Genomic DNA, 24,250 nt, shown 5'->3' with positions numbered 1-24,250 from the left:
GATATTAGGTGCAAAAGATTACAAGAAATTTAGAAAAATGACTTGTTTTAAGGACTAAATTATAAACAATTTCTCGTTCCGGACGGCTAATCGCTGATGGAAGGGCCGTATGCGCCGCTCACCAAGCGCTGCGTATCGTTCTTGAATGCCAGTAATTCCTCAGTGGGTTGAATCCGCCTGGATAGTGCAGCTGAACCCGGTGCTGCGGATTTACAGCGTAACAACAGACAAATATTCCGGAATAGTTGCCGTCCAATTGAGTTTCTGCTGAATGGCAGCGGCTAAGGCGGTGGAGTTGCTGAGTTCGCCGTGCACCACAAAAATATTTTCCGGCGCTTTTTCGAAGTGGCCCAGCCAATTGAGCAGATCGGCCTGATCGGCATGGGCTGAGAGTCCGCCGATTGTATAAATGGCAGCTTTGACGCGAATATCCTGACCAAAAATTTTAACTAGTTTTGCGCCGTCGACAAGCCGCCTACCCAATGTTCTTTCCGCTTGGAATCCGGTAATCAGGATGCTGCATTCGGCGCGGTCAAGATTGTATTTCAAGTGATGCTTGATACGGCCGGCATCGCACATGCCGCTGGCTGAAATGATGATAATGCCGTGCTTGATGTGATTGAGCTGCATGGATTCTTCGATATCCTGCACAAAATGAATGCGTGGTTTTTGCACATTCTGATTCATCCAGTGCAGCGCATCGGAAGCTTCCGCGTCGAGCAATGCCAGATGTTTCAGCGTGATTTCCGTTGCCGCCCGCGCCATCGGCGAATCGACATAAATCGCCATTTCGCCCAGTTTGCCCTGGCGGTACAAGTCAATCAGCAAAAACAACAAATCCTGCGTCCGCCCGACGGTAAAAGCCGGAATGATGACATTGCCGCCTTTATGCACGAGCGTGTTGTTAATGGCATAAACGAGCTCCTCGATGGTATCCGGCATGTTGCGGTGCAGGCGATTGCCATAAGTGGATTCGATCAGCAGGATATCCGCCTGGCGGATGAAAGCCGGATCGCGCACAATCGGATGGCCGGGTGTCCCCAGATCGCCGGAGAACACAATTTTCTTGGTGCCGGTCTGTTTTTTGACCCACAACTCGATGATAGCGGAACCGAGAATATGACCGGCTTCACGGAAACAACAGCGTATCGACGGATGCGGATTGAGTTCGGTATTGTAATCGACGCGCTGCAATTGCTTTAACAGTGCTTCCGCCTGCGCTACGGTATACAGCGGTGCAAGCTCCTGAGTGGATTGACCGCGGCGGCGCGATTGATTGCGCCATTCGATTTCTTTTTCCTGAATGTACGCACTATCTTTCAACATTACCTGCAATAAATCCGCCGTTGCCGCAGTGCAATAAACCGGACCGCGAAAACCCCACGCGCTCAACCGCGGCAATAAACCGGAATGATCGATATGTGCATGCGTCAGCAAGACAAAATCGATGGTTTTGGGATCGTATTTAAAAGCCGTGCGGTTTTTCTTGTCGGCTTCGCGTCCACCCTGAAACATGCCGCAATCGACCAAAAAACGAACCGATCCGGTTTCGATCAGATAGCTGGAGCCGGTTACTTCGCCTGCTGCGCCTAAAAATGTCAGTTGCATCGCATTTACTCGCTGTTATGAAGTTAGAGCGTATTCAGCACGTGCAACGTGCCGTCGACCAGTAAATTCATTTCCTGCTCGTTAATAATATAAGGCGGCATGAAATAAATGGTTTTCCCCAGAGGGCGCAACACTAATTGTTGCTTCAATCCGGCTTGAAAGCACTGCGCGGCAAAATCGACATCATCCGTTTCGACCTCGAACGCCCAGATCATGCCGCAATTACGGAAATTCCACACTTTGGGATGAGCCGCTAACGGTGCTGCAATGCGATTCAGGTACGCGGCCTTATGTTTGTTTGCTGTAATAACCTGGTCTTGTTCAAAAATATCCAGAGAAGCCAAAGCGGCGCGGCATGCCAGCGCGTTGCCGGTGTGCGAATGCGAATGCAAAAAAGCGCGTGCGGTTTTGTCATCGTAAAAAGCCTGAAAAACAACATCGGTCGTCATTACGACGGAAAGCGGCAAGTAGCCGCCGCTCAATCCTTTCGACAAACATAAGAAATCCGGCGCGATATTTGCCTGGTTACAAGCAAACAGGGTTCCGGTACGGCCAAAACCGACCGCGATTTCATCGGCGATCAAATGCACTTGATAGCGGTCGCAAATTTCTCGGGCGCATTGTAAATAAATGGGATGGTACATGCCCATTCCCGCCGCGCCTTGAACCAGCGGTTCAAGAATGAGCGCAGCTGTTTGCGCATGATGTTCCGCCAGATAGTGTTCCAATGCCGCAGCGGCGCGGAGCGCGTAAGCTTCAGCGGATTCGCCTGCTGCCGCGTAGCGCCAGTCCGGTGTGGGGACATGGGTGCAGGGTCTGAGCAATGGCGCATACGTTTCGCGAAAAATGGCTACATCGGTGACGGATAACGCGCCGAGGGTTTCGCCGTGATAATCATTTTGCAGGCTGATAAAACCGTTTTTTTGCGGCTGCCCGTTCAAAAGCCAGTAGTGAAAACTCATTTTTAAGGCGATCTCAATCGCCGATGCGCCGTCGCTGGCATAAAAACAATGTCCGAGCGAACCGGGTGCGATGCGTTTGAGCCGCTCCGATAGTGCGACGACCGGTTCATGGGTAAAGCCCGCCAGCATGACATGCTCGATTTTTTCCAATTGGTCGCGGATCGCGGCATTAATGACCGGATTGGCATGACCGAACAAATTGACCCACCAAGAACCGATCGCATCCAGATAGCGGTTACCGTCGGCATCGTATAACCATGCGCCTTTGCCGCTGACAATAGGAACGAGCGGATAGGTCTCGTGCTGTTTCATTTGCGTGCAGGGGTGCCATACGGCGGCAAGGCTTCTGTGCTGGAGTTGTGTTGAAGATGAATTGGCCATGTAATTGCGAAACCGGATAGTAAGAATCTCAGAAGATAGTTGTAATTTGTTGTTGTGTCCGGTCATTGTAGACTATGAATCGCCATTTTTCAGGGCTTTTGACCTGGTATAGAATCCTTGGTACATTCAAACCTTCAAACCATTTTGCTTATTTTGCCTGCATGTACTCCAGTATTGATTCCGGTTTAACCGATTTGCTGCCCGATAATGATCCGCAACGTATTTTGTTGCACAACGAGGTGCATGCCCGCCCCAGTCAACGCATCCGCTTGCCTGCACTGGTGGTGTATGTAGTGGTCATTAACGAAGGCATCACGCGCGAACAAGAATGCGAACATTTGCGCCGTCTTCCCGGCCAGCAAACGCTGATGCTCGAACAGTTGCAAAATAATTTTCTGCGGCTGCGCTTGCAAGGCTATACCGTGCGCTGGGAGCGTCACAGCGAATTTACACGCTATTCAGTGGTGCAGAATTTACCCGAAACCGCGCAATTGGGGGCGACCGATCCGGAATTACTTTCTTATGTGACGTTACCGCGCGATTGGCTGGCTGAAATTCCTGGCCGCACGTTTGCTGCGGTCAAACTGGCGATGGTCTGTGGCGATCTGAATCAACCTGAAGAATTGCTGTTGCAGGCTCGCAAATGGCTGGGGGGAAATCCTGTGGTGGCGTCGCTGATCGGCAGAGAACGGCATTCCCTGGCAGTCACGGATTTCATGTTGCGTCATAGCGGCTTTGAACGCATGCTGGTGATTATGCCAGCGGGTTCTTCCGAAACGCGTGCCGGGCGAGTTTCGCAGCGTTTGCTCGAAATCGAAACTTACCGCTTGATGGCATTGCGTGGTTTGCCGGTTGCCAAACGGCTGTTTCCTGAGTTGACCAGCGCGGAACAGCAGTTGGCGGATATCACGGCGCGGCTGGAAAATAAAGCGGCGTCCGATCAGGAATTGCTCGATACGTTGATTGCGTTAGCCGCGCGGATTGAACGTGCGACAGTTCAACACGCGTATCGCTTTGCCGCGACACAAGCATATAACAAGCTGGTGACGCAACGCATCGCCGAACTCCGGGAGCAAGCGATACCGGGCACTCAGACGATTGGCGAATTCATGCAACGGCGGTTGTCTCCGGCGATTGCGACAGTTGAAGCGACTGTGCAGCGCATGAGTTATCTTTCCGCGCGCGTTTCACGCGCCAGTGCTTTGTTGCGTACTCGCGTTGATATTTTGACTGAAGCACAGAATCAGCAATTGCTGGAAAAACTGACGCGCGGTCAAGAGCTCCAGCTGCGGCTGCAAAGCACGGTGGAAGGTTTGTCGATTGCGGCGATTTCGTATTATGTGGTCAGTTTATTGCTGTATCTGGCTAAAGCTGGCAAGGCGGCGGGTTTGCCGGTTCATCCTGAACTGGCTGCCGGGGTGATGATTCCGGTTGTGCTCTGGGCGGTATGGCGGGCTACACGGCGCATTCACGATAAGTTTTTTAAACTGCATTGAGATAAGTAAACAGGCTTGAAAAAAACCTCGACGGGTGATTCTCCAGCCTGTTTTATGAACGGACAACGCTGCAAATGTTATTGCAGATAGCGCTCGAATGGATACAATGGGTTGATCCCTCTTCCTTCAGCGCCTACCGCAGGTACCGTGAAATATTCATCCGCCGCGAAGTTATCGCTCAGCGGGTGAGTTGCCGTGATCAGCACATTATTTCCCGCATGGCCGTGTGGAACGGCCAATTCCGGATGATCAAAAGGTGCTTTCTCATAGCGCACACGATCATCTGTCAGGCTTTTCAGAAAATTCACCAAGTCTTCACGGCTTTCCGGTGACAATTGCAAATCAACTTGTGAAAAAACTTTGCCGAATTCTTTCGGCGGTACTTCAAAATTACCGCCCCGGATATAAAATTCCAACACTTCTTCTAATGAAGCCATACCGCCGTTATGCATGTAAGGTCCCGTTAGTTCGATGTTTCTTAGTGTTGGGATTTTAAATGTGCCCGCAGCGGCGCTTAAAAAACGTTTCCTCTTAGCTTTTTTCAGTTCCGCGGCAGCTGCATCAACTGTCGGGATAAATGCACCTGCCGGATTGAAACAATCCGTAGCATCCTGTGTTTGTTTTTGTATGCCATCCGCGCGGGTAAATAGCAGCGGATGCGGCTTATCGCGATCCAGTGCAATGGCTGTATCAAAATCGCATGCGCGCACATCGGCAACATAAGGATCGATAATTCCCGCTTTATTGCCGGCCAAAAGCTGCATGTATTGATCGGCGAACGATAGGGGATTTCCAAAGGGATCGACGCCACCTAAACCGATATCGTTTTCTACGGGCGTGACGCCGGTTCCGGAAAAGCCGGTATCCTGAAACATCATGCCGCCGGTCAGCGATAAATAGGTCACAACGTTCGTGGTACTGATGCGGAAAGAGGAGTTGCCGAATGCATGCGGGTTGATTTTTTGCAAAATGCCATTCGTCACGACAGCGGATGAGGTGAAGTTCGGGCCAATATGGCAGAGTGCGCAATGTGAATCACGAAAAACATCCAACCCACGCAGCGCCGATTCGCTGAGTTCAGTCGGCATGCCATGTTCATCAACAGCACTTTGGTCAAAAGGTGAATCGTCTGAAATCAGTGTCGATTCATACATTTGAATAGCAAGCGCAAAGAATAGGGCAAAGTTGGCCTCTATCTGCCGGTAAGGCAAATTGTGCGTTGCCGAGGCGGGCGAGGGAGAGCCAAACAAACCAACATCGGTATGTTTCCAGTATTTGGAATTAAATGCATCCATGACCAACCGGTAATAACGCGTATTCAAACCTTTCTGCAAGTTATTATTGGTGCTGTATGCCAATGGGCCGAGAACGCTATCGTTCCAGTGAACGCGTTGATGTTCCAGTGGTTTACGGTTTAATAATTTACGGCCCAGATCGGCGAAAGTGCGGCCATGACAACTCATTTCAAAGTTATCCAATGGAGGAGCGACGGCTAGAGATGCAAGCGAGGAATTGATCAGTCTTAACCGTTGTTTGGTGACTGTGCCGTCGCTATTTTTCACCCAAACACCGGCATCCGGGTCGCGATCCCCCCAAGGGCTGCTGCCGTTAAATATGTTGTTGGCGCGGCCGTCCCAAAAACTGCGAAAATTGAAAACTGAATTGATGATGGTTGGTGTATTACGCGGTTCAACCTTGCGAGTGCTTTTTGCGCCGGCATGAAATACCGGATCGGTGCTGCGTTCGCATTCATCGTTTTTTTCCTGAAACCATTCGACATCGCGATAGTCGCCACCGAAAGTGCCCGAGGACGATACCACGTCATTGTTGACATAAATAGGTTCACCGGTGGGGCTCATCGGATCGCTGGTTTGGAAAAAAGGAAAATCGGTCTTTTTGAGTTTACTATTCGGTCCGCGAGGGGTTCCGTCGTTTGCCAGCGAAAATTCCTTCGGTAGTGTGCTGTTTCTACCGGCCGGTGCAATTTGATTTTTTGTGCGGCGGTCCGCGCCCGCATGATAATGGCAAGTGGCACAAGCGATACCGTCGCTTCCCACATTAACATCCCAGAATAAAGCTTTGCCCAATGCGATTGCTTTGTTCTTATTGATAATAATCGGATCAGGGCCATCCAGTAAGCCGGGTACTTCGGGAACCGGCGCGCCTTTCAGAGACATGGGAATAGGCCCGAATCCATCAGCTCGCGACACTGAAACGATGCAAATAGTAAGGCAAGCTATCCGGACTAAGGTAATAATGGTGTTTTTTATATTGATTATCATGATATTACTCCTCATGCGCCCTGCAATTCAGTATGTGCGCTATGGTGTGTTATGGAACATCAGAACGATTTACATGTTTGAGGCGCTCACGATTGTGTTCATCACGAGCTGCGCTTAAGCTGCGTGAAATTTAGTTATGACTGGATTGATTTTTTTGGTAAGAACGGAGGGTTCTGTAAAAACCCTCCGTAACTGCTTATCGATACATCATGCGATGATTAAGCTGCGGCTTCGCATGATTCTGACGGTGATCTTCTCAGACGCCAGCCAACTAAACCCAGACCCACGAGCAGCATCGCCCAGGTTTCTGCTTCCGGTACTGCGCTAACTGTCAATGCAAACGCTCCACCTGCTGAAGCATGGTTGGTGCCGCCGACATATACAGCGTACCAGCCTGAGGCTAAGTCATTGAATGTTAGCGTTGCTATGTTTGCACTGGTGCTGCCGGTTACCCCGTTTTCAAATGTGTTGGTTACGCTCACATCATGCGCGCCGGTAAAAATGGTTTCGCCCCAACCTGTGTCGGCTGCAGTGAATGCAGCCGGACCTGAAACTGCATATCCAAGGGTTTCGATGGCATTACCGCCTTGGCCGTTGGCCATCCACAGCGTGCCTGCATCGCCGATTGCACCGGTAGCGTTCAGTGAGTGCGGCGTGCCAAATCCTGCGGCGCTGATTTCTGAACCAAAGCCTTCGGTGCCACCATCAAATTTCGCCGCGCCGGTTGCCCACACGGTCAAACCTGGAGCAAATCCAGCAGCTCCGGAAACGGTTACGCTCACATCCGCCAAATTGGTATTTTGAAAAACAAACCAATCTCCGGTATGCGCCCAAGCAGAGAAATTCAGATTTGGATTGCCTGTGTATGCGCTTTTCAAGCCGCTTTCATTGGCTGTAATGGTTTCACCCAGACTCACGACATTATCACTGCCGACCCAGCCTTTGGGTGATACAGCATCGGCTGCATGGACATGGCTACTTGCCAATGCTGCAAGCGAAATAATGACGGCTGAAGCCAGTGTACTTGTTTTCTTATGATATGATTTTAATTGCATTTCTTTTCTCCAAAACGATACTATTTAAAGGTTTTGCGGCGCTGCCGGTTGCTTGTAGAATTGAGAAGAAACAACAACTGTGCGGCGCTTCTTTTTGAGCGATGATCTGAAACCTGTGCGGTAATTTCACACTGTTTGTTTCAGCTACTCCCCATACTCACGGGAGGCAACCCGGCCATCTCACATTGGTAAGATTCAAATGAGATCCGCTGGCTTTCCGTGCCTGTCTAGCGGCAAGCGTGGCTTTGTCTGGTATCTGTCTCAATAAATTACGTTTTTATAGTTTATGGGAAAATTCTGATAAAACAATGCGACAAATTGTCGCTGCGGCAAATTGCCACACCACCAATAGTGGTGCGGGATTGCGCCAAATGCTATCGAGAAATTGCCAGACAAATTAACCGCTTTGAGCACACAACAAGCATGGTAAAATCCGGCCTTCTGAAAAATTGCCAATATCATGAATTCCACCGTTATTACCGCTTTATCTCCCCTGGATGGCCGTTATCACAGCAAAGTTGAGCCATTACGATTTTATTTCAGTGAATTCGCGCTGATTCGTTTCCGCGTGCAAGTTGAGGTTGCGTGGCTCAGAGCATTGAGCGATGACTCTGAGATTGTGGAAGTGCCAGCTTTTTCTGCGGTAACTCATGCGCAATTGGACGATTTGACAGCCAATTTTTCGGTCGAGGACGCGGCAGCGGTTAAAGCCATAGAAGCGACAACCAATCATGACGTTAAGGCGGTGGAATATTGGTTAAAGCAAAAACTCGCGGGTAATGCGGAAGTGGTCAAAGTGGCCGAATTTATTCATTTCGCCTGCACTTCGGAAGATATCAATAATCTGTCGCACGGCTTGATGTTGAAGCTGAGTCTGGAAAAAGTCATGTTACCGGCGCTCGACAAAATCATTGCGCGCTTGATCGAATTGGCACACCAATTGGCGGATGTGGCGATGCTGGCGCGCACGCACGGGCAACCGGCAACACCGACGACTTTAGGCAAGGAGATCGCCAATACCGTGTATCGCTTGCAACGCGGTAGGGAAAAATTGGCGGCTGTCGCCATACTGGGCAAAATCAATGGCGCAGTGGGTAATTACAACGCGCATTTATCCGCGTACCCGGATCTGGACTGGGAAAAATTCGCGCAATCGTTTGTCGAGAAGTTGGGACTGGAATTCAATCCTTACACCACGCAGATTGAGCCGCACGATACCATGGCCGAGTTGTTCGATGCCTATGCCCGGATTAACACCATTTTGTTGGATTTGAACCGCGATATCTGGGGCTATATTTCGCTCGGCTATTTCAAGCAAAAAACCAAAGCGGATGAAGTCGGTTCTTCCACCATGCCGCATAAAGTCAATCCGATTGATTTTGAAAACTCGGAAGGCAATCTGGGGATTGCCAATGCCTTGTTGCGGCATTTGAGCGAAAAATTGCCCGTATCCCGCTGGCAGCGCGATTTAACCGATTCCACCGTGCTGCGCAATATGGGCGTAGCGTTAGGCCATACGCTGCTGGCTTATGATTCGTGCCTCAAAGGACTCAACAAACTGGACGTGAATATGACACAGCTGGCTGCCGACCTGGATAATGCCTGGGAGATCCTGGCGGAGCCGATTCAAACCGTGATGCGGCGCTATGGCGTTGCCAATCCATACGAACAGCTAAAAGCACTGACGCGCGGCAAGGGGGGAATCACGCAGGCTGCGTTACATCAATTCATCGCTGGTTTGAGCATTCCAGAAGGGGAAAAAAAACGTTTACTGGCGATGACGCCACGAAACTATATTGGCAAAGCCCGCGATCTGGCCGGAAGAATCAAAAACTGAAAATTATTCAGATGAACAATATACTGATTAGTATCACTAATTCATCATTTCTCTACGTATTCGCAGATAAATTTTCATTTCCGGCTTGAAATTTAGCAGTGCTGTCCCAATATCGCCCTCACAGTTATGAGGAGCTACGATGCAAAGTCCAGAAAATTCACATAATACAGAAGCGAGTTCAAAAGATATGGCTGATTCCCAGGAAGAAATCAAAATCCCCGGAGCGACTAACGATGCCACCATCCAAACCGGGGAAATCACTAACGCGCAGCCCGATTGGGAACATTTACTGAAAGAAGCGGAAATCAAAGCGGCCGAGCATCACGATGCCTGGATTCGCGCCAAGGCGGAAACGGAAAATATCCGTAAACGCGCGCAAACCGACGTTTCCAATGCGCATAAATATGCGATTGAGAATTTCTCGGCGCAGTTGCTGACGGTAATGGATAGTTTGGACGCCGCATTGGCGGTTGAGAACGCGACCATTGAAAATTTCAAAAGCGGTATGGAATTAACACAAAAACAACTCACCAGCGTTTTCGATAAATTCAATATCAAGGTGATTGATCCTAAAGGCGAGAAATTCGATCCGCATCAACATCAAGCCATGTGCACGATTGATTCCGAACAACCGCCGAATACCGTGGTTCAAGTCATGCAAAAAGGTTATAAGCTGCATGAGCGCATTATCCGCCCGGCGCTTGTATCCGTTTCAAAAGCGAAAGACTCTTGAATTTTTTACAAGTATCTCCATTTTTATACCCATCGACAGACAGAATTAATCTTTAAAAGGATCTAAACATGGCAAAAATTATCGGTATCGACTTGGGTACCACAAACTCTTGTGTGGCCGTTATGGAAAACGGTAATCCCAAAGTCATCGAAAATTCGGAAGGTGCGCGGACAACACCGTCGATTGTGGCTTATACGGAAGATAATGAAATTTTGGTGGGTGCCTCGGCCAAGCGTCAAGCAATCACGAATCCTAGAAACACGTTGTTTGCAGTCAAGCGGTTGATCGGACGGCGTTTTAACGAAGATATGGTGCAACGTGACATCAAGATGGTGCCGTATAGTATTGTTAAAGCGGACAACAATGATGCTTGGGTGGAAGTGCGTGGCAAGAAAATCGCACCGCCGGAAGTCTCTGCGCAAGTACTGATGAAAATGAAAAAAACCGCCGAGGATTATCTCGGGGAAACAGTAACCGAAGCGGTGATCACGGTACCGGCGTACTTCAACGATTCGCAACGTCAAGCTACCAAGGATGCCGGACGCATTGCAGGTCTCGAAGTCAAACGGATCATCAATGAGCCGACCGCTGCTGCGCTGGCATTTGGTTTGGATAAAAAAGAAGGCGACCGCAAGATTGCAGTTTATGATCTCGGCGGCGGGACGTTCGATATTTCCATCATCGAAATCGCTGAAGTTGAAGGTGAGCATCAATTTGAAGTGCTGGCGACCAACGGCGATACATTCCTCGGTGGGGAAGATTTTGATTCGCGTGTCATGGAATATCTGGTCGATGAATTCAAGAAAGAGACCGGCATCGATCTGAAGAAAGACATGCTGGCGCTCCAACGCCTGAAAGATGCGGCGGAAAAAACCAAAATCGAGTTATCTTCCAGCCAACAGACCGAAGTGAATTTGCCGTATATCACGGCGGACGCTTCCGGACCGAAGCATCTGGCGGTCAAAATAACTCGCGCGAAATTGGAAAGCCTGGTGGAAGATTTGATCGAACGTACCGCCGGACCTTGCCGCACGGCGATCAAAGATGCCGGTTTATCCGCATCGGACATCGACGACGTCATTCTGGTGGGCGGACAAACCCGCATGCCGAAAGTACAAGATAAGGTAAGGGAAATATTCGGCAAAGAACCACGCAAAGATGTTAATCCGGATGAAGCGGTAGCGGTTGGCGCGGCCATTCAAGGTGGCGTGTTGAAAGGTGACGTGAAGGATGTCCTGTTGCTGGATGTGACGCCATTGTCGTTGGGTATCGAGACGCTGGGCGGCGTGATGACCAAACTGATCCAGAAAAACACCACGATCCCAACCAAGGCGCAGCAGGTATTTTCTACTGCCGATGATAATCAAACGGCTGTGACGATCCACGTGCTGCAAGGCGAACGTGAGATGGCATCAGGAAACAAAAGCCTGGGGCAGTTTAATTTAAGCGATATTCCGACAGCACCGCGCGGCATGCCGCAAATTGAAGTGACGTTCGATATCGATGCCAACGGCATTTTGCATGTGTCCGCGAAAGACAAAGCGACCGGCAAGGAAAACAAAATCAAAATCCAGGCAAGCTCCGGTTTGTCGGACGATGAAATTGACCGTATGGTAAAAGACGCCGAGGCGCATGCCGAGGAAGATCATAAAGCACTGGAGCTGGTTTCCAGCCGTAATCAGTGCGATGCGATGATTCATTCGGTGAAGAAATCGCTGAAAGAGCACGGCGACCAATTAAGCAACGATGAAAAAGCCAAGCTTGAGGCCGCATTGAAAGATGCCGAAGAAGTACTGAAAACCGACAATAAGGACGAGATCGATGCCAAAACACAGGCGTTGACCGAAGCGGCGCATAAACTGGCTGAAAAGATGTATCAACAGAAAGATCAGCAAGGCGGCGGAGAAGCGCAACCTGAAGCCGGATCTTCATCATCATCGGGTCGAGGCGAGAAGCCGGTGGAAGGCGAGGTGGTTGATGCGGAATTTGAGGAAGTTAAAAACAAAAAATAATTTTTGTTAAAACAATCAAACGCAGAGACGCACACGGCAGCGCAGTAAATGCCTGTGCGAGCTCTGCGTTTTAGTGTTTGCATAAAGCGTAAATTTCAACAATCAGAACAACATACCCTTATCACGCGAGCAGGAAGTCAAGATGAGTAAGCGAGATTATTATCATGTGCTCGGCGTCAGCCGCGATGCCGATGAAGCAACAATCAAGAAAGCCTATCGAAAATTGGCGATGAAGTATCACCCCGATCGCAATGCAGGCGATGTGAAATCGGAGGAGATGTTCAAAGAAGCCAAAGAAGCTTATGAGGTATTGACGGATACGAACAAGCGGGCTGCTTACGATCAATTCGGTCATGCCGGGGTTGATGCAAATGCAGGCGGAGGAGGTGGCGCACAGGGCTTCAGCGACGCGTTTAGCGATATTTTTGGCGATATTTTCGGTGGGCGCGGCGGACGAGCTAATGTGCATCGCGGTTCCGATTTGCGCTACAACTTGGAGATTTCCCTGGAACAGGCGGCACATGGTACTGAAACTAAAATCCGCATCCCTACTCAGGAGGAATGTGATGCTTGTCACGGCAGCGGCTCCAAACCCGGTCACTCACCGAAGACGTGTCCGACTTGTAATGGCCACGGGCAAGTCAGAATGCAGCAAGGATTTTTCTCTATTCAGCAGACCTGCCCCAAGTGTCAAGGCAACGGCAAAATTATCACGCACCCCTGCGCGAGCTGTCATGGCGTAGGGCGTGTTAAACAGCAAAAGACATTGAACGTAAAAATTCCGGAAGGTGTGGACGATGGCGATCGCATTCGTATTTCCGGTGAAGGTGAAGCTGGCTTAAACGGCGGTCCGCCGGGCGATTTGTATGTTGTAATTCATTTATCGGCGCATTCTGTTTTCCGCCGGGATGGTGATAATTTACACTGTGAAATTCCGATCAGCTTTACCGTGGCTGCGTTGGGTGGAGAAATCGAAGTGCCGACACTGGAAGGTCACGCCAAAATTAAAGTTCCGGCCGAAACACAGACCGATAAGATTTTCCGTCTGCGCGGCAAGGGAATCAAAGGTGTACGCAGTCACGATAAAGGTGACTTGCTTTGCCATGTCGTGGTGGAAACGCCAGTTAAACTGACTGCGCGTCAGAGAGAGCTACTGGAAGAATTGGAAGCCATCAGTTTAAAAGACGGTCCTCGCCACAGCCCGCGTGCCAAGTCTTGGATGGATAAAGCGCGGGAATTTTTCTCCGAATAGGAAACCGCTTAATTTATTATTAATCAATACATAGTCATAACATTGGTAATGTGCTGGTGTCAGCTTGTGACTCACATTTAACAAAGAATTTACATTTGCTTCACAATTGGATTGCTTTCTCAATTTATAGTTACGCCTGAGTTCACGAAACACGATCACTTTAATAGGGCAGTAATTACAAATTTAATTCAGGGAGTAATCATGGCGACAATATCTTTTCTGGTTAACGGTACCGCAGCCAATCCAGCCAAAGCATGGGTGACAATTGAAGAAGTGGCGGGCGGAGCACTATTATTCAAAGTGAATCAAATTGGCAATGTCACAGGAAATTTGTACGGAGTATATTTTGATATCGAAGATGAAAGTATTCTTAGTACGCTCAGAATTACTGGTGTTTCCGACAATATCCGCATCAACGACGAAGCGGTCAATTGCTTAAAGAACGGCACGGATGCATGTCAATCGCGCGTGCACAGTGATGGCCAGAAAATAAATAGCTATAGTTTCATTCTGAACAGCGACATGCGCGCGCTGATACTCAGCGATTTCCCGCACATACAGCTCGATTATTCCGGTGATAGTGATGATTCAAATATTAAAATCAATGATGATTTTAATCATCGCTGGTTATATCTGGAATTGTTTTAAGCGATGTGATATCTCCCCGTTTGCATGTCAGTGGTTGTAGTGCAAATTTCTAATTACGTGGTTGAGTGAAACCCAATACCGCCGCTTCTACCGGCGGTATTGGATCAAACAAGAGTTCACAACGTTAAGACAATCTTCCCGGCGGGATGATTTTGCTCAAGAAACTGCTGCGCTGCGGCGGCATCGGCCAGTGCGAAAGTGCGGGCAATTTTCACAGTCAGCTTATTCTCATCAAACAATGCGGCACACTGCCGCAATATTTCGCCTTGATGGCGTTTCGCTTCTTCCAGTTCCAGTAGAACGGGTGACAGCATCAATTCCAAACTGAATCGTACATTGCGCTTCCGTGCTTCGCTCCAATCGGTATCCGGTGAAGGTTGCAGAATGGTGACCACATCGCCATAGGGCTTCACGCAGCCAAAGCAGCTTTGCAATACCTCCGGCCCGACCGTATCAAATGCGATATCCACGCCATTGCCGTCAGTCCATCGCAACACTTCCGCAGCCACATCGTGTGTCCGGTAGTTGATGATCAAATCGGCACCGAGTTGCTGTACAAATTGTGCTTTTTCCTCGCTGCTGACTGTCGTGATGACTTTGGCACTGGCCAGTTTTGCCAATTGGATAGCGGCATGGCCGACACCACCGGCGCCCGCATGAATTAAGACCGTTTGGCCACTGGTCATGCGTGCCCGGTCATGCAGTGCTTCCCAGGCAGTGATAAAAACCAGCGGTGCCGCGGCAGCTTGTTCAAAGGATAAGGAACGCGGCTTCAAAGCCAGCAGGCTGGCATCGGCCAGAACGTATTCGGCATAAGTGCCCTGACGGTTGTTGAAGCCAGGCTGAGAAAAATAAACTTCGTCGCCGCGCTGGAAATTTTTGACCTGCGTGCCCACGCTCTCAACAATACCGGCGCCGTCGCAGCCAGGAATGACTGGGAAAGTCACCGGGAAACGCTGCGGCGCGGCGCGGATTTTACAATCGATCGGATTGATACCGGCCGCTTTGATACGGATCAAGACTTGCTTATCACCACATTGGCCGAGGGATTCTACATCACCATACTGCAGAATATCCGTTGTTCCGCCTGTATTGAAATAGATTGCTTTCATGGGTTGTGCTCTTATGGTTACTGTTCGTGGTATTGCACGGATTGAAGATGTCGTGCATCCGGTATTTTACCGGATGGCTATCATGGATTGGCAATCATTCCGTAAAGCTTATCTTTATATAACAATCGTTTCTTTTTTAATTCTTCCAAGTATTCGTCGGTGGTGTTTTCGACGCCTTCCTCGATTCTCAGGATTTCACGATTGAGATCGTGATATTCCTCAAACAGACGCGCAAAATGACTGTTATTGGTTTTTAATTCATGAATGCGATCATAATATTCAGGGAATTCATGGTGCAAATCGTGTTTGTCGATCATTGGGATACTCCTCTTATTGTTTTGTTTCAATAGTTGTATTTTGACTGACTGTGAAGAATAGGCGCTGATACAGATCAAAATTCCAACGGATCGACATCCAGTACCCAGCGCACTTTTTGGCTGGGCAATGCGGTGATTTTTGCATACCAGCCGGTTAGAAAAGCGTGCAAATGTTTGCGTGAGGAAGATTGTACCAGTAAGTGCGCACGTTCCAGGCCTTTTAACCGTGACATGTGCGCCGGTACCGGGTCGAATAATTCAACCGTTTGCGGCGGACGGGCAAGTTGTGCCGCTTGTGTAAGAAAATCCAGCGCGGTTTTTATGTGATGCGCTTCCGCGCGCAATAGGGCTTGATATACGTAAGGCGGGAATCCGGCCATTTTTCTTTCCGCCAGCAGCGTTTGTGCCAGCGCATCGTAATCGTGCCGTTGTAACGCTTGATACAACGGATGATCTGGAAATTCGGTTTGAATCAAGACGTGTCCGGCCACATTGGCGCGTCCGGCACGCCCGGCGACTTGCATCAGTTGCGCAAATAATCGTTCACTGGCGCGGAAATCGGTGCTATAGAGCGCGCCATCGGCATTCAGAATGCCCACTAAGGATAGATTGGGAAAATCATGGCCTTTGGCCAGCAATTGTGTGCCGATCAGAATATCCACCTGGTGCGTATGAACGGCATGCAGAATCTCTGGCCACGCATGTTTGCGGCGCGTGCTGTCACGATCAATGCGCAGAATCCGCGCCGTTGGAAAATGGGCGGTCAAGGTTTCTTCCACGCGTTGCGTGCCTTGCCCGAAAGGAGCGATATCCTGATTGCCGCACTGCGGGCAAGCGCGCGGAAATTGTTCTTGGTGGCCGCAATGATGGCAGCATAGTTTTTTGTCACGCAGATGCACAACCAAGCGGCTGGAACAACGCTGGCAGGGCGCTGTCCAGCCGCAGGATTTGCACAGCAGCACGGGCGCATAGCCGCGCCGGTTGATGAAAATGAGACTTTGATGCTTTTTCTGTAAACACTGATCGAGCGCCTGGATCAGTGGACCGGACAAACCTTCCTGGGTTTTGTGTATACGTGTATCAATGCATTGGATCAAGGGCAGGGTGGCATTTTGCACCGCGCGGGAAAGCAGGCGGACATGCCGGTAACGGCCTGTGAGCGCATTGTAATAACTTTCCAATGACGGCGTGGCCGAACCCAATATCACCGGGATAGCGCTTTGCCTGGCGCGGAAAATCGCTAGATCGCGCGCGGAATAACGCAGTCCATCCTGTTGTTTGAACGAGCTATCCTGTTCTTCATCGACAATAATCAAACCAAGATCGGATAATGGGGTAAACACGGCGAGGCGCGTGCCCAAGATAATTTTGGCTTCACCGCGCTGGGCTTGCAGCCAACCGGTTAGCCGCTCGGTATCGTTGAGGCCGCTATGCAGGCTAACCAGCGGAACGGTAGAAAAGCGGGCGCGAAAAACACCTTCCAACTGGGGTGTCAAACTGATTTCGGGAATCAGTACCAGCGCTTGCCGGCCTTGCGCCAGCACGGATTCGATAATTCTGAGATACACCTCGGTTTTGCCGCTACCGGTCACACCATGTAGCAGCCAGGTATTGAATTGCTTGACATCGGCAGTGATGGCACTCACCGCAACCTCCTGCTCGGCAGTCAATACGGGAATTTCTGCAACTCGCGCCACTGTTGCAGTTGAGCAGAATTCTGCCGCGATCCAGCCGAGCTGAATCCAGTCTTGCAGCAATTTTTCCGCACGCGGTGAAATGTGCTTGATTTGCGCGCCGGTCAACGTCACGGCTTGTTGAAATTCACTGAGCAAGCGGCGCGCTACCCGGTTACGTGCCGGAATTTGTGCTAACTCAACGCTTTTACCGGATGCAGTCAGACTGTATTGATACTGAGCCGGTTTTCTTTTTAAGCTAACCGGCTTGTTATTACGCAGCTTAACGGGCAAGCCATTCAGTATCACCATACCCAGCGGGTGATGATAATACTGGCTGCAAAAATAAAATAAATCCAACAATGCGGCGGGTAGAGGTTTTATTTCCCTGAAAATGCCGTGCGCGGACTTCAGTTTCTCAATGGGAATCTGCGTTTCATCGCTGACCGCGAGGATAATACCGGTGACTTGTTTTTTGCCGAAAGGCACACAGGCGCGTAGCCCGATATCGTGTTGGCTGGCGTCCTCTAACTGGTAATCAAACAGTGTGTCGACTGGAACATTGAGTGCGACACGGATGATGGGCATGAGCAGCCGGATTTATAACGAAGGAAAAGCACTACTCACCGGCTATGAAACAGTTCCGGTGAGTGTTGTGCTTTAAGATTCAAACCATCAGTTATTTAGAAACACGGTACAGTGTGGCCGATGGTTCACCGGGTTTGTCCAACTTGGCGGTATTGCCGTCGGAACTGAGGGTGAAGCCGATACTGCCTTCCACATCGGAGAAACCGGCGCAACCATTGGTGTTATAGGTGAAGCTGGATAAATTGAAATTATTCCCGCCTTTGTTATAGGTATAGGAAGAGAATTCAATACCGGGTTTTGCGCATTTTGCTTGATCTTCACGCTGTGTTGCGCCTGTCGGATCGATCATCATATATTTGCCGTTGGGGAAGAAAACCACAGTTTGTGTGTTGATCGCTTCACTGTCATACGCCCAAGCACCGATGATGCCGTTGGCATCGTTGTCTATTTTTGAGTAGCGGGATTCTTTGACTTCTTTTTCCGCCACTTCATTTTCATCGCTCAGTTGTATTGGTTTGGCGATATGGAAAAGCTCACCGAATACACTGCCTTGTTCACGCGCTCTTTGCACTGTGACAATATCGGAATTAATCAATTCGGAGCCGTCGGTACGTACTCGCCGCGTTGGGCCAGGATTAGAGAAACCAGCCTTCAGATTGGTGTCCACGCTGGGCGTGCTCACCAGCTTGAAGCCGCGGCTGTCAAAATCAGTTGCTTTGGCTACGCCATATTCAACACCCGCTTGGAAAACGGTTTTCCCGCCGCACACCCGGTTTTCATCACAGGAATCATCCGGTCTTGCATCGCCTTGCAAGTACTCACCGCTGCTATCGGCGGCTACTCGCAGCACGCTGGCGGTTTGGTTGGTATAACTGACCCAGATTTGCGCGCTGAGCAGTGCGACACCTTGAGAAAGAAAGTGTGTGCGCGCTGCTTCAGGAGTTACGGCTTCGCCGGAAATACCACCGGCTTCCATAATTTCTTTTAGCCCGGCGGAATCGGCAAATGTTTCCGGACTGCTATCCAGATTAATCGACCCTTTAACGGCAGCAGCCGTTTCACGGGAAATGGCAATACCATTGGAAAGATCGCTGTCGGAATCCAATGATTGCAGTAAAACCAGCAGATTTTGTAATTTATTAGCGTTGTCACCGGCTAATTCAATCGGAGTCACAATCTGTGAACCGGGAATATTACCCAATGTCAAACCGCCCAGCTTGAATTCGATTTTGTCACCATGATTGAAATTAAAACTGCCTTTCTCGTCGGTGGTGCCGGATTTTCCGGAAGTTGCCGCGAACGTTACGCCGGACACGGGGGAATCTACTAAAATACCGGTTGCCGGGCCTGTCGGCATGGTTCTTTTGACAGCCGTTGCTGACGATGATGACGAAGAGGATGAGGTATCGAGTGCTTTTTCACCGCCGCTGTCGCAGGCAGCTAGACCAACAACAAATACTGTGGATAATACGGGTATCCATGATTTTTTTCTTAATTGCTGTTTAGATTTCATTAAGATGCTCTCTTTTTGATTAATTAAATAATTCAATCTTGTACAATTTACTTTTTTGTCCGAGTAACGTATCGATGGATGCTGATATTTTACTATCAAGATTGCTATTATAGCCATGCATTCGGTTTTTCGTTCCTGACTTGCTTAAATAGGTTTTAAATTTTTGTCTTTTCGTGTATTTTCGCCGCTGTTTTTTATCTGGGGGGTATAAGGTATTTATATGTCTAACATGGCTGATATTTCGCAACTGGCGGACATGTCAGTGCAGCTTCCCGTCAACTGGTACTTGGATCCTAAAATTCTTGAACTTGAAAAACGTATTTTGTTTGATCGCGGGCCGGGTTACGTAGGTCATGAAATAATGGTTCCCAATGTGGGCGATTATTATGTGCCGGAATGGATGAATAATGCCAAAGTGCTGGTGCGTAACGAACAAGGCATTGAATTGTTATCGAATGTTTGCCGTCACCGTCAAGCGCTCTTATTGACGGGCAGAAGTAATACCAAAAGCATCGTGTGTCCGATACATCGCTGGACTTATGCGTTGAATGGCAAATTGCTGGGTGCGCCGCATTTTGAGCAGAATCCTTGCTTGAATCTGAGCAAAACCGCATTGCAAAGCTGGAATGGTTTATTGTTTAACGGTGAACGTCAAGTTGCGCACGATATGGGTAATCTGAGCGTGTTGCAGGATTTTGATTTTTCTGGCTATGTCTTTGATCGTGTGCAGATTGATCACTATCACTGTAACTGGAAAACATTTATCGAAGTGTATTTGGAAGATTATCACGTCGATCCGTTTCACCCGGGATTAAGCCGTTTTGTCGATACCGGAAAACTCGATTGGGAATTTGGCGATTGGTATAGCGTGCAGACTGTGGCAATCGATAGTGCACGTTTGCAAAAACCGGGCACTCCGGTGTATGCCAAATGGCACGAACAAGTATTACTGCAACAATCGGAAGGGGAGATGCCGCCGCATGGATCGATCTGGTTGTTGTATTACCCCAATGTCATGCTCGAGTGGTATCCGCATACGCTGGTCATCAGTACGATTCTGCCGACCGGAGTAGAAAGCTGTATGAACGTGGTTGAGTTTTACTATCCGGAAGAGATTGCGCTATTTGAACGCGATTTCGTGGAAGCCGAACAAGCGGCATACAAAGAAACCGCGCTTGAAGATGATGAAATCTGCAAACGGATGACCGCCGGGCGGCGTGCTTTATTTGAACAGGGTTTAAATGAAACTGGGCCTTATCAAATTCCTATGGAAGAAGGAATGAAGCACTTCCATCAATTCCTGCAACGAGAAATCGGACCGCATATCCGTTGATTCAATAACCGCAACTGCTGTATTTTTCAGGAACACCGACAAGTGCGTTCATTGTGGATGTTGGTTGCAGGCTTTATGTTTGCCTGCATGGGCGTACTGGTCAAACTCGGTGCGGCGTATTTTTCCAGTACGGAATTGGTGTTTTACCGTTCGTTGTTCGGTGTCTGGATGACTTACCTGGTCATCCGCTATTACCGTCTGCCGGTAACAACGCCGCATTGGCGGGTTCACTGCTGGCGCGGAATCTCCGGCTTGATCAGTTTATTGATGTTTTTTTACTGTATAACGCAATTACCCTTGGCGACCGCCATTTCGCTGAATTATACCTGGCCGCTTTTCTTGGCAGTGTTTTCCACCTTGATTTTGAAAGAACATATTCACTGGCCGTTAATCTGCACAGTTTTACTCGGTTTTACCGGTGTGGTTTTGTTACTGCGCCCTTCGTTGCCCGAAGATCAATGGGTGGCCGGTTTGCTGGGGATGGCCTCCGGGTTTTTCGCTGCAATTGCTTATATCAATGTCAAACAACTGGGCGAATTGGGTGAATCCGAATGGCAGGTGGTATTTTATTTTACATTGATCAGCACATTAGGCACTGGTGTGTGGTTGCTGTTTACGGCATTCAGTCCGGTTAACTGGGATGGTTTATTGCTGCTGCTCGGTACCGGTATAACAGCCACATTGGCGCAATTGGCGATGACACGCGCCTATCATCAAGGTGCGACGCTGGTTGTGACTTCACTGGGTTATAGCACGGTATTATTTGCCAGTCTTTGGGGCATTCTGTTGTGGAATGATGTATTGCCTCCCGTAGCCTGGCTCGGGATGGGATTGATTGTTCTGGGCGGTTCATTAAGCGGCATCCTGGGTATTAAGCGAGCTTCCACTGTGACGTCCAAGTGATTTTGCTGTGATGCGGGTAGCGGCAAAATTTGCACCATCCGGTTTAATTCCCTATGATGAGCTAATTATTTGTTGAGGAGGGAGTCATGATAACTATTCAAAAGAAAGACAATCTCGTAATTGTTGCAGTTATTGGTGAGTTTACATTAGCCGACTACAATGAATTTGAGCAACAAGTGCTGTATCAATCCCATTTTGACGGTAAAGCCAATCTCTTGTTTGATTGGCGCGACATGCTGGATTACACCGTTGATGTAGCTTGGGAAGAAGTTAAATTCATGCGCGATCACGGCAGTGAATTCAACCGGGTAGCGGTTGTGACGGATGATGAATGGCAAACCTGGGGCGCATGGGTTTTCAATTTATTCATTCATGCCAACGTAACGGTTTTTCACGATTACGAGAAAGCCGAGATTTGGGCCTCGGAGACTGAATAACCGATTCCCGGTTGAATGATTGTGACGAATTAACGCGATCTATGCGTCACAGCACATTGTATGAAATGTGTATGCGTAATATACAACAGAGTATTTGCTATGATTTCCAAGTTTGTTCTTAAGCGGTAAGAAAAATCGAATGGATGATTTTGTTTTAGCCCGAGTATTGCACGTATTGGGCATCGTGCTTTGGATAGGCGGCGTTGCAATGGTGACGTTTGTGTTGTTGCCAACCTTGGCGCGCATGCAGTCGGCCACGGATGCAATGGCATTTTTTTCCCGTTTCCGGCAACGGTTTGCCGCGCAAGCGCGTTTTTCCACATTGATCGTTGGGTTGAGCGGTTTCTACATGGTTTATGTGCTCGATGCCTGGCATCGTTTCATGCAGTGGCAATATTGGTGGATGCACATGATGGTAGCGATCTGGCTGCTGTTTAGCGTGATGTTGTTCGTCATGGAACCGCGTGGACGCCGCAGGCAAGGCGCAGCCCTGGTACAGCAAGACGTTTCACCGGAAACATTTGCCAGAATTCAGCGCAAGCACTTGTTCTTATTGATACTCAGTTTAATTACCATTGCCGGTGCCGTGGCAGGTAGTCATGGCTGGTTGATAGCCGGGAGTTGAATGTGAGTTACGCATTGTTGAAAATGATTCACGTCAGTAGCGTGATACTCAGTTACTCATTGTTTTTCCTGCGTGGAATCTGGTTGATCCGGGATTCAACGAGTTTGCGCCAACGTTGGGTCAAGATTCTGCCGCATATCATCGATACCGTTCTGCTGACCAGCGCGGTTTTTCTGGCAATGGTCATTCAGCAAAATCCGCTGCAGGATTCCTGGTTAACCGCCAAGATTGCTGGTTTGCTGCTGTATATCGCTCTGGGTATGGTGGCGATGCGCTTCGGCAAAACCCGGCGGGCAAAAATTATCGCCTGGGTGGCGGCACAATGCGTGTTTATTTACATTGTGCTGGTTGCAATCACCAAAAGCCCGGTATTAGGTCTCGGTTAGAATCCTGCAGCCGTAGCACCCGTAAAATTCACTGATAGCGAATGGATTTCTCCGCTTTGCGTTTTGAAAAAGCCAATGTCGATCAAGCGCAGGCAATCAGCGATCTGATCAACCTGACGTATCGCGGAAACGCCGGTTGGACAACCGAAGCGGCGATTATTCAAGGCGATAGAACCAACCGGCAGGAAATCGAAACCGCCATGCAAAATTCCGGCGCGCATTTTTTTGTCATTAACCTGCCTTCCATGCTGGCGTCGTGCATTTATGTCGCACGAGAAGAAGAGCGTGCGTACATCGGTTTTTTTTCGGTTCATCCGGATCTGCAAGGGCAGGGACTTGGAAAATACATGCTCGAACAAGCGGAAACTTTTGCCAGCAGCGTCATGAATGTGCATCAATTTGTCATGTTCGTGATATCACAGCGCACCGAATTGGTCGAATTTTATCAACGCAGGGGTTATTACTGTACCGGCCGGATTGAAACTTATCCGGCGTATCTTGGCACGCCTAAAATTGCCGGATTAACGATTGAATATCTTGAAAAGAAAGATACGCGTTGTTAAGAAAGCTGTGAAAAACTAGCATGGCTCGATCATGTTGCGCTGAAATTAAGCTCAAGATGCTCATTTATCACGCATAAACCGGGTCTGATTTCACTTTGCCTAGCCATCGTTTGCGATCTTTTTCAACATTTTTTTGATTAAAGAAAATATTATCACCAGATTTTTATCCTCGTTCTCCCCTCGCTGGTCAATATATATTAGATTTCCTTATAGCGGTTTTACGGGCTAATTCTTAACCTAATTTATAATAACATTACTACTAACATTTGTTTTAATTCACATATTTTTCACAAAAAACGTATTTTTTCTTGACATTTTATTTACATTTATCATGATATGGTGCCCTTTCCTGCAACGAAAAGGGTAACGAAACTTCTTTATAAACGAGGAAATTATGCTGATAAAAATATTTTTGGCTATCGCCATGAGTTTAAGTGTTTCGTGTTTTGCGGAATCCGGATCGAACAGTTCAAAATCATCTGCTGATTCCAATCAACAAACACAAACTTCACAATCGAGTTCATCGACCAAAAA

At 48.8% G+C, this 24,250-nt stretch carries 21 protein-coding genes and 1 riboswitch; of the genes, 12 read left to right on the top strand and 9 right to left on the bottom strand.

What is annotated here, in order from left to right; all coding sequences use genetic code 11:
* Positions 1-86: 86 nt before the first annotated feature.
* From R2103_RS07125 to bioA, 3 genes are read right to left on the bottom strand one after another with little or no spacing between them, the layout of a single operon-like run.
* A complete protein-coding gene (locus R2103_RS07125) occupies positions 87-224 on the bottom strand; it encodes a hypothetical protein (protein ID WP_317530780.1) in 138 nt (45 codons plus the stop codon).
* A complete protein-coding gene (locus R2103_RS07120) occupies positions 211-1,608 on the bottom strand; it encodes an MBL fold metallo-hydrolase (RefSeq protein ID WP_317530779.1) in 1,398 nt (465 codons plus the stop codon). Before R2103_RS07120 ends, R2103_RS07125 begins: the two co-directional genes overlap by 14 nt.
* Positions 1,609-1,631: 23 nt before the next feature.
* A complete protein-coding gene (gene bioA / locus R2103_RS07115; protein ID WP_317530778.1) occupies positions 1,632-2,951 on the bottom strand; it encodes an adenosylmethionine--8-amino-7-oxononanoate transaminase in 1,320 nt (439 codons plus the stop codon).
* Positions 2,952-3,112: 161 nt separating this feature from the next.
* Here bioA and R2103_RS07110 point away from each other — a divergent pair, with 161 nt between their 5' ends.
* Positions 3,113-4,447, top strand: a complete 1,335-nt coding sequence (locus tag R2103_RS07110; RefSeq protein ID WP_317530777.1) for a DUF3422 domain-containing protein — start codon at positions 3,113-3,115, stop codon at positions 4,445-4,447.
* Positions 4,448-4,524: 77 nt separating this feature from the next.
* On the opposite strand, the gene R2103_RS07105 is transcribed toward R2103_RS07110, so the two are convergent.
* Together R2103_RS07105 and R2103_RS07100 are read right to left on the bottom strand one after the other, a co-directional pair.
* A complete protein-coding gene (locus R2103_RS07105) occupies positions 4,525-6,729 on the bottom strand; it encodes a cytochrome-c peroxidase (RefSeq protein WP_317530776.1) in 2,205 nt (734 codons plus the stop codon).
* Positions 6,730-6,947: 218 nt separating this feature from the next.
* Complete coding sequence (locus tag R2103_RS07100) at positions 6,948-7,784, bottom strand: FxDxF family PEP-CTERM protein (protein ID WP_317530775.1); 837 nt, start codon at positions 7,782-7,784, stop codon at positions 6,948-6,950.
* Between the two features lie 162 nt (positions 7,785-7,946).
* Positions 7,947-8,038: riboswitch (cyclic di-GMP riboswitch) on the bottom strand.
* 206 nt (positions 8,039-8,244) lie between these two features.
* Between R2103_RS07100 and purB the strand changes: the two genes are divergently transcribed.
* The 5 genes from purB to R2103_RS07075 all read left to right on the top strand — a co-directional run bounded on the left by purB (position 8,245) and on the right by R2103_RS07075 (position 14,266).
* Positions 8,245-9,621, top strand: coding sequence for an adenylosuccinate lyase (gene purB, locus R2103_RS07095; protein WP_317530774.1), 1,377 nt, complete (start codon positions 8,245-8,247; stop codon positions 9,619-9,621).
* A gap of 139 nt (positions 9,622-9,760) precedes the next feature.
* Positions 9,761-10,354: a nucleotide exchange factor GrpE gene (gene grpE / locus R2103_RS07090; protein ID WP_317530773.1), complete on the top strand. Its 594-nt coding sequence runs from the start codon at positions 9,761-9,763 to the stop codon at positions 10,352-10,354.
* 68 nt (positions 10,355-10,422) lie between these two features.
* Complete coding sequence (gene dnaK, locus R2103_RS07085) at positions 10,423-12,366, top strand: molecular chaperone DnaK (protein WP_317530772.1); 1,944 nt, start codon at positions 10,423-10,425, stop codon at positions 12,364-12,366.
* Between the two features lie 142 nt (positions 12,367-12,508).
* On the top strand, positions 12,509-13,618 hold the full coding sequence (gene dnaJ / locus R2103_RS07080) for a molecular chaperone DnaJ (RefSeq protein ID WP_317530771.1): 1,110 nt from the start codon (positions 12,509-12,511) through the stop codon (positions 13,616-13,618).
* A gap of 201 nt (positions 13,619-13,819) precedes the next feature.
* Complete coding sequence (locus R2103_RS07075; RefSeq protein WP_317530770.1) at positions 13,820-14,266, top strand: hypothetical protein; 447 nt, start codon at positions 13,820-13,822, stop codon at positions 14,264-14,266.
* 116 nt (positions 14,267-14,382) lie between these two features.
* Here R2103_RS07075 and R2103_RS07070 read toward each other — a convergent pair whose 3' ends face one another.
* From R2103_RS07070 to R2103_RS07055, 4 genes are all read right to left on the bottom strand, one after another.
* Complete coding sequence (locus R2103_RS07070; RefSeq protein WP_317530769.1) at positions 14,383-15,378, bottom strand: zinc-binding dehydrogenase; 996 nt, start codon at positions 15,376-15,378, stop codon at positions 14,383-14,385.
* A gap of 80 nt (positions 15,379-15,458) precedes the next feature.
* Complete coding sequence (locus R2103_RS07065) at positions 15,459-15,695, bottom strand: YdcH family protein (RefSeq protein ID WP_107803318.1); 237 nt, start codon at positions 15,693-15,695, stop codon at positions 15,459-15,461.
* 74 nt (positions 15,696-15,769) lie between these two features.
* The gene (locus R2103_RS07060) at positions 15,770-17,956 is read right to left on the bottom strand and encodes a primosomal protein N' (protein WP_317530768.1); all 2,187 of its coding nucleotides are present in this window, start codon (positions 17,954-17,956) and stop codon (positions 15,770-15,772) included.
* A gap of 91 nt (positions 17,957-18,047) precedes the next feature.
* Complete coding sequence (locus R2103_RS07055) at positions 18,048-19,469, bottom strand: adhesin (protein ID WP_317530767.1); 1,422 nt, start codon at positions 19,467-19,469, stop codon at positions 18,048-18,050.
* Positions 19,470-19,689: 220 nt separating this feature from the next.
* Between R2103_RS07055 and R2103_RS07050 the strand changes: the two genes are divergently transcribed.
* The 6 genes from R2103_RS07050 to R2103_RS07025 all read left to right on the top strand — a co-directional run bounded on the left by R2103_RS07050 (position 19,690) and on the right by R2103_RS07025 (position 23,716).
* Positions 19,690-20,802: an aromatic ring-hydroxylating dioxygenase subunit alpha gene (locus R2103_RS07050; RefSeq protein WP_317530766.1), complete on the top strand. Its 1,113-nt coding sequence runs from the start codon at positions 19,690-19,692 to the stop codon at positions 20,800-20,802.
* A gap of 57 nt (positions 20,803-20,859) precedes the next feature.
* Positions 20,860-21,705, top strand: a complete 846-nt coding sequence (locus R2103_RS07045; protein WP_317532069.1) for a DMT family transporter — start codon at positions 20,860-20,862, stop codon at positions 21,703-21,705.
* Positions 21,706-21,791: 86 nt separating this feature from the next.
* A complete protein-coding gene (locus tag R2103_RS07040) occupies positions 21,792-22,142 on the top strand; it encodes an STAS/SEC14 domain-containing protein (protein ID WP_317530765.1) in 351 nt (116 codons plus the stop codon).
* Positions 22,143-22,281: 139 nt separating this feature from the next.
* Positions 22,282-22,767 carry a hypothetical protein gene (locus R2103_RS07035; protein ID WP_317530764.1) on the top strand — a complete coding sequence of 162 codons (486 nt, stop codon included), beginning with the start codon at positions 22,282-22,284 and terminating at the stop codon, positions 22,765-22,767.
* A gap of 2 nt (positions 22,768-22,769) precedes the next feature.
* Positions 22,770-23,153, top strand: a complete 384-nt coding sequence (locus R2103_RS07030; RefSeq protein ID WP_317530763.1) for a SirB2 family protein — start codon at positions 22,770-22,772, stop codon at positions 23,151-23,153.
* Between the two features lie 41 nt (positions 23,154-23,194).
* Positions 23,195-23,716: a GNAT family N-acetyltransferase gene (locus tag R2103_RS07025; RefSeq protein ID WP_317530762.1), complete on the top strand. Its 522-nt coding sequence runs from the start codon at positions 23,195-23,197 to the stop codon at positions 23,714-23,716.
* The last annotated feature ends 534 nt before the right edge of the window (positions 23,717-24,250 follow it).

This window comes from Nitrosomonas sp. Is24 (assembly GCF_033063335.1).
In the GTDB taxonomy this organism is placed as follows: domain Bacteria; phylum Pseudomonadota; class Gammaproteobacteria; order Burkholderiales; family Nitrosomonadaceae; genus Nitrosomonas.
This window is presented reverse-complemented; position numbering and strand designations above follow the sequence as displayed.

Excerpts from the sequence above, each read along its gene's own strand:
- R2103_RS07120 (WP_317530779.1), bottom strand. The coding sequence starts at position 1,608 with ATGCAACTGACATTTTTAGGCGCAGCAGGCGAAGTAACCGGCTCCAGC.
- bioA (WP_317530778.1), bottom strand. The coding sequence starts at position 2,951 with ATGGCCAATTCATCTTCAACACAACTCCAGCACAGAAGCCTTGCCGCC.
- R2103_RS07110 (WP_317530777.1), top strand. The coding sequence starts at position 3,113 with ATGTACTCCAGTATTGATTCCGGTTTAACCGATTTGCTGCCCGATAAT.
- R2103_RS07105 (WP_317530776.1), bottom strand. The coding sequence starts at position 6,729 with ATGATAATCAATATAAAAAACACCATTATTACCTTAGTCCGGATAGCT.
- R2103_RS07100 (WP_317530775.1), bottom strand. The coding sequence starts at position 7,784 with ATGCAATTAAAATCATATCATAAGAAAACAAGTACACTGGCTTCAGCC.
- purB (WP_317530774.1), top strand. The coding sequence starts at position 8,245 with ATGAATTCCACCGTTATTACCGCTTTATCTCCCCTGGATGGCCGTTAT.
- grpE (WP_317530773.1), top strand. The coding sequence starts at position 9,761 with ATGCAAAGTCCAGAAAATTCACATAATACAGAAGCGAGTTCAAAAGAT.
- dnaK (WP_317530772.1), top strand. The coding sequence starts at position 10,423 with ATGGCAAAAATTATCGGTATCGACTTGGGTACCACAAACTCTTGTGTG.
- dnaJ (WP_317530771.1), top strand. The coding sequence starts at position 12,509 with ATGAGTAAGCGAGATTATTATCATGTGCTCGGCGTCAGCCGCGATGCC.
- R2103_RS07075 (WP_317530770.1), top strand. The coding sequence starts at position 13,820 with ATGGCGACAATATCTTTTCTGGTTAACGGTACCGCAGCCAATCCAGCC.
- R2103_RS07070 (WP_317530769.1), bottom strand. The coding sequence starts at position 15,378 with ATGAAAGCAATCTATTTCAATACAGGCGGAACAACGGATATTCTGCAG.
- R2103_RS07065 (WP_107803318.1), bottom strand. The coding sequence starts at position 15,695 with ATGATCGACAAACACGATTTGCACCATGAATTCCCTGAATATTATGAT.
- R2103_RS07060 (WP_317530768.1), bottom strand. The coding sequence starts at position 17,956 with ATGCCCATCATCCGTGTCGCACTCAATGTTCCAGTCGACACACTGTTT.
- R2103_RS07055 (WP_317530767.1), bottom strand. The coding sequence starts at position 19,469 with ATGAAATCTAAACAGCAATTAAGAAAAAAATCATGGATACCCGTATTA.
- R2103_RS07050 (WP_317530766.1), top strand. The coding sequence starts at position 19,690 with ATGTCTAACATGGCTGATATTTCGCAACTGGCGGACATGTCAGTGCAG.
- R2103_RS07045 (WP_317532069.1), top strand. The coding sequence starts at position 20,860 with ATGTTGGTTGCAGGCTTTATGTTTGCCTGCATGGGCGTACTGGTCAAA.
- R2103_RS07040 (WP_317530765.1), top strand. The coding sequence starts at position 21,792 with ATGATAACTATTCAAAAGAAAGACAATCTCGTAATTGTTGCAGTTATT.
- R2103_RS07035 (WP_317530764.1), top strand. The coding sequence starts at position 22,282 with ATGGATGATTTTGTTTTAGCCCGAGTATTGCACGTATTGGGCATCGTG.
- R2103_RS07025 (WP_317530762.1), top strand. The coding sequence starts at position 23,195 with ATGGATTTCTCCGCTTTGCGTTTTGAAAAAGCCAATGTCGATCAAGCG.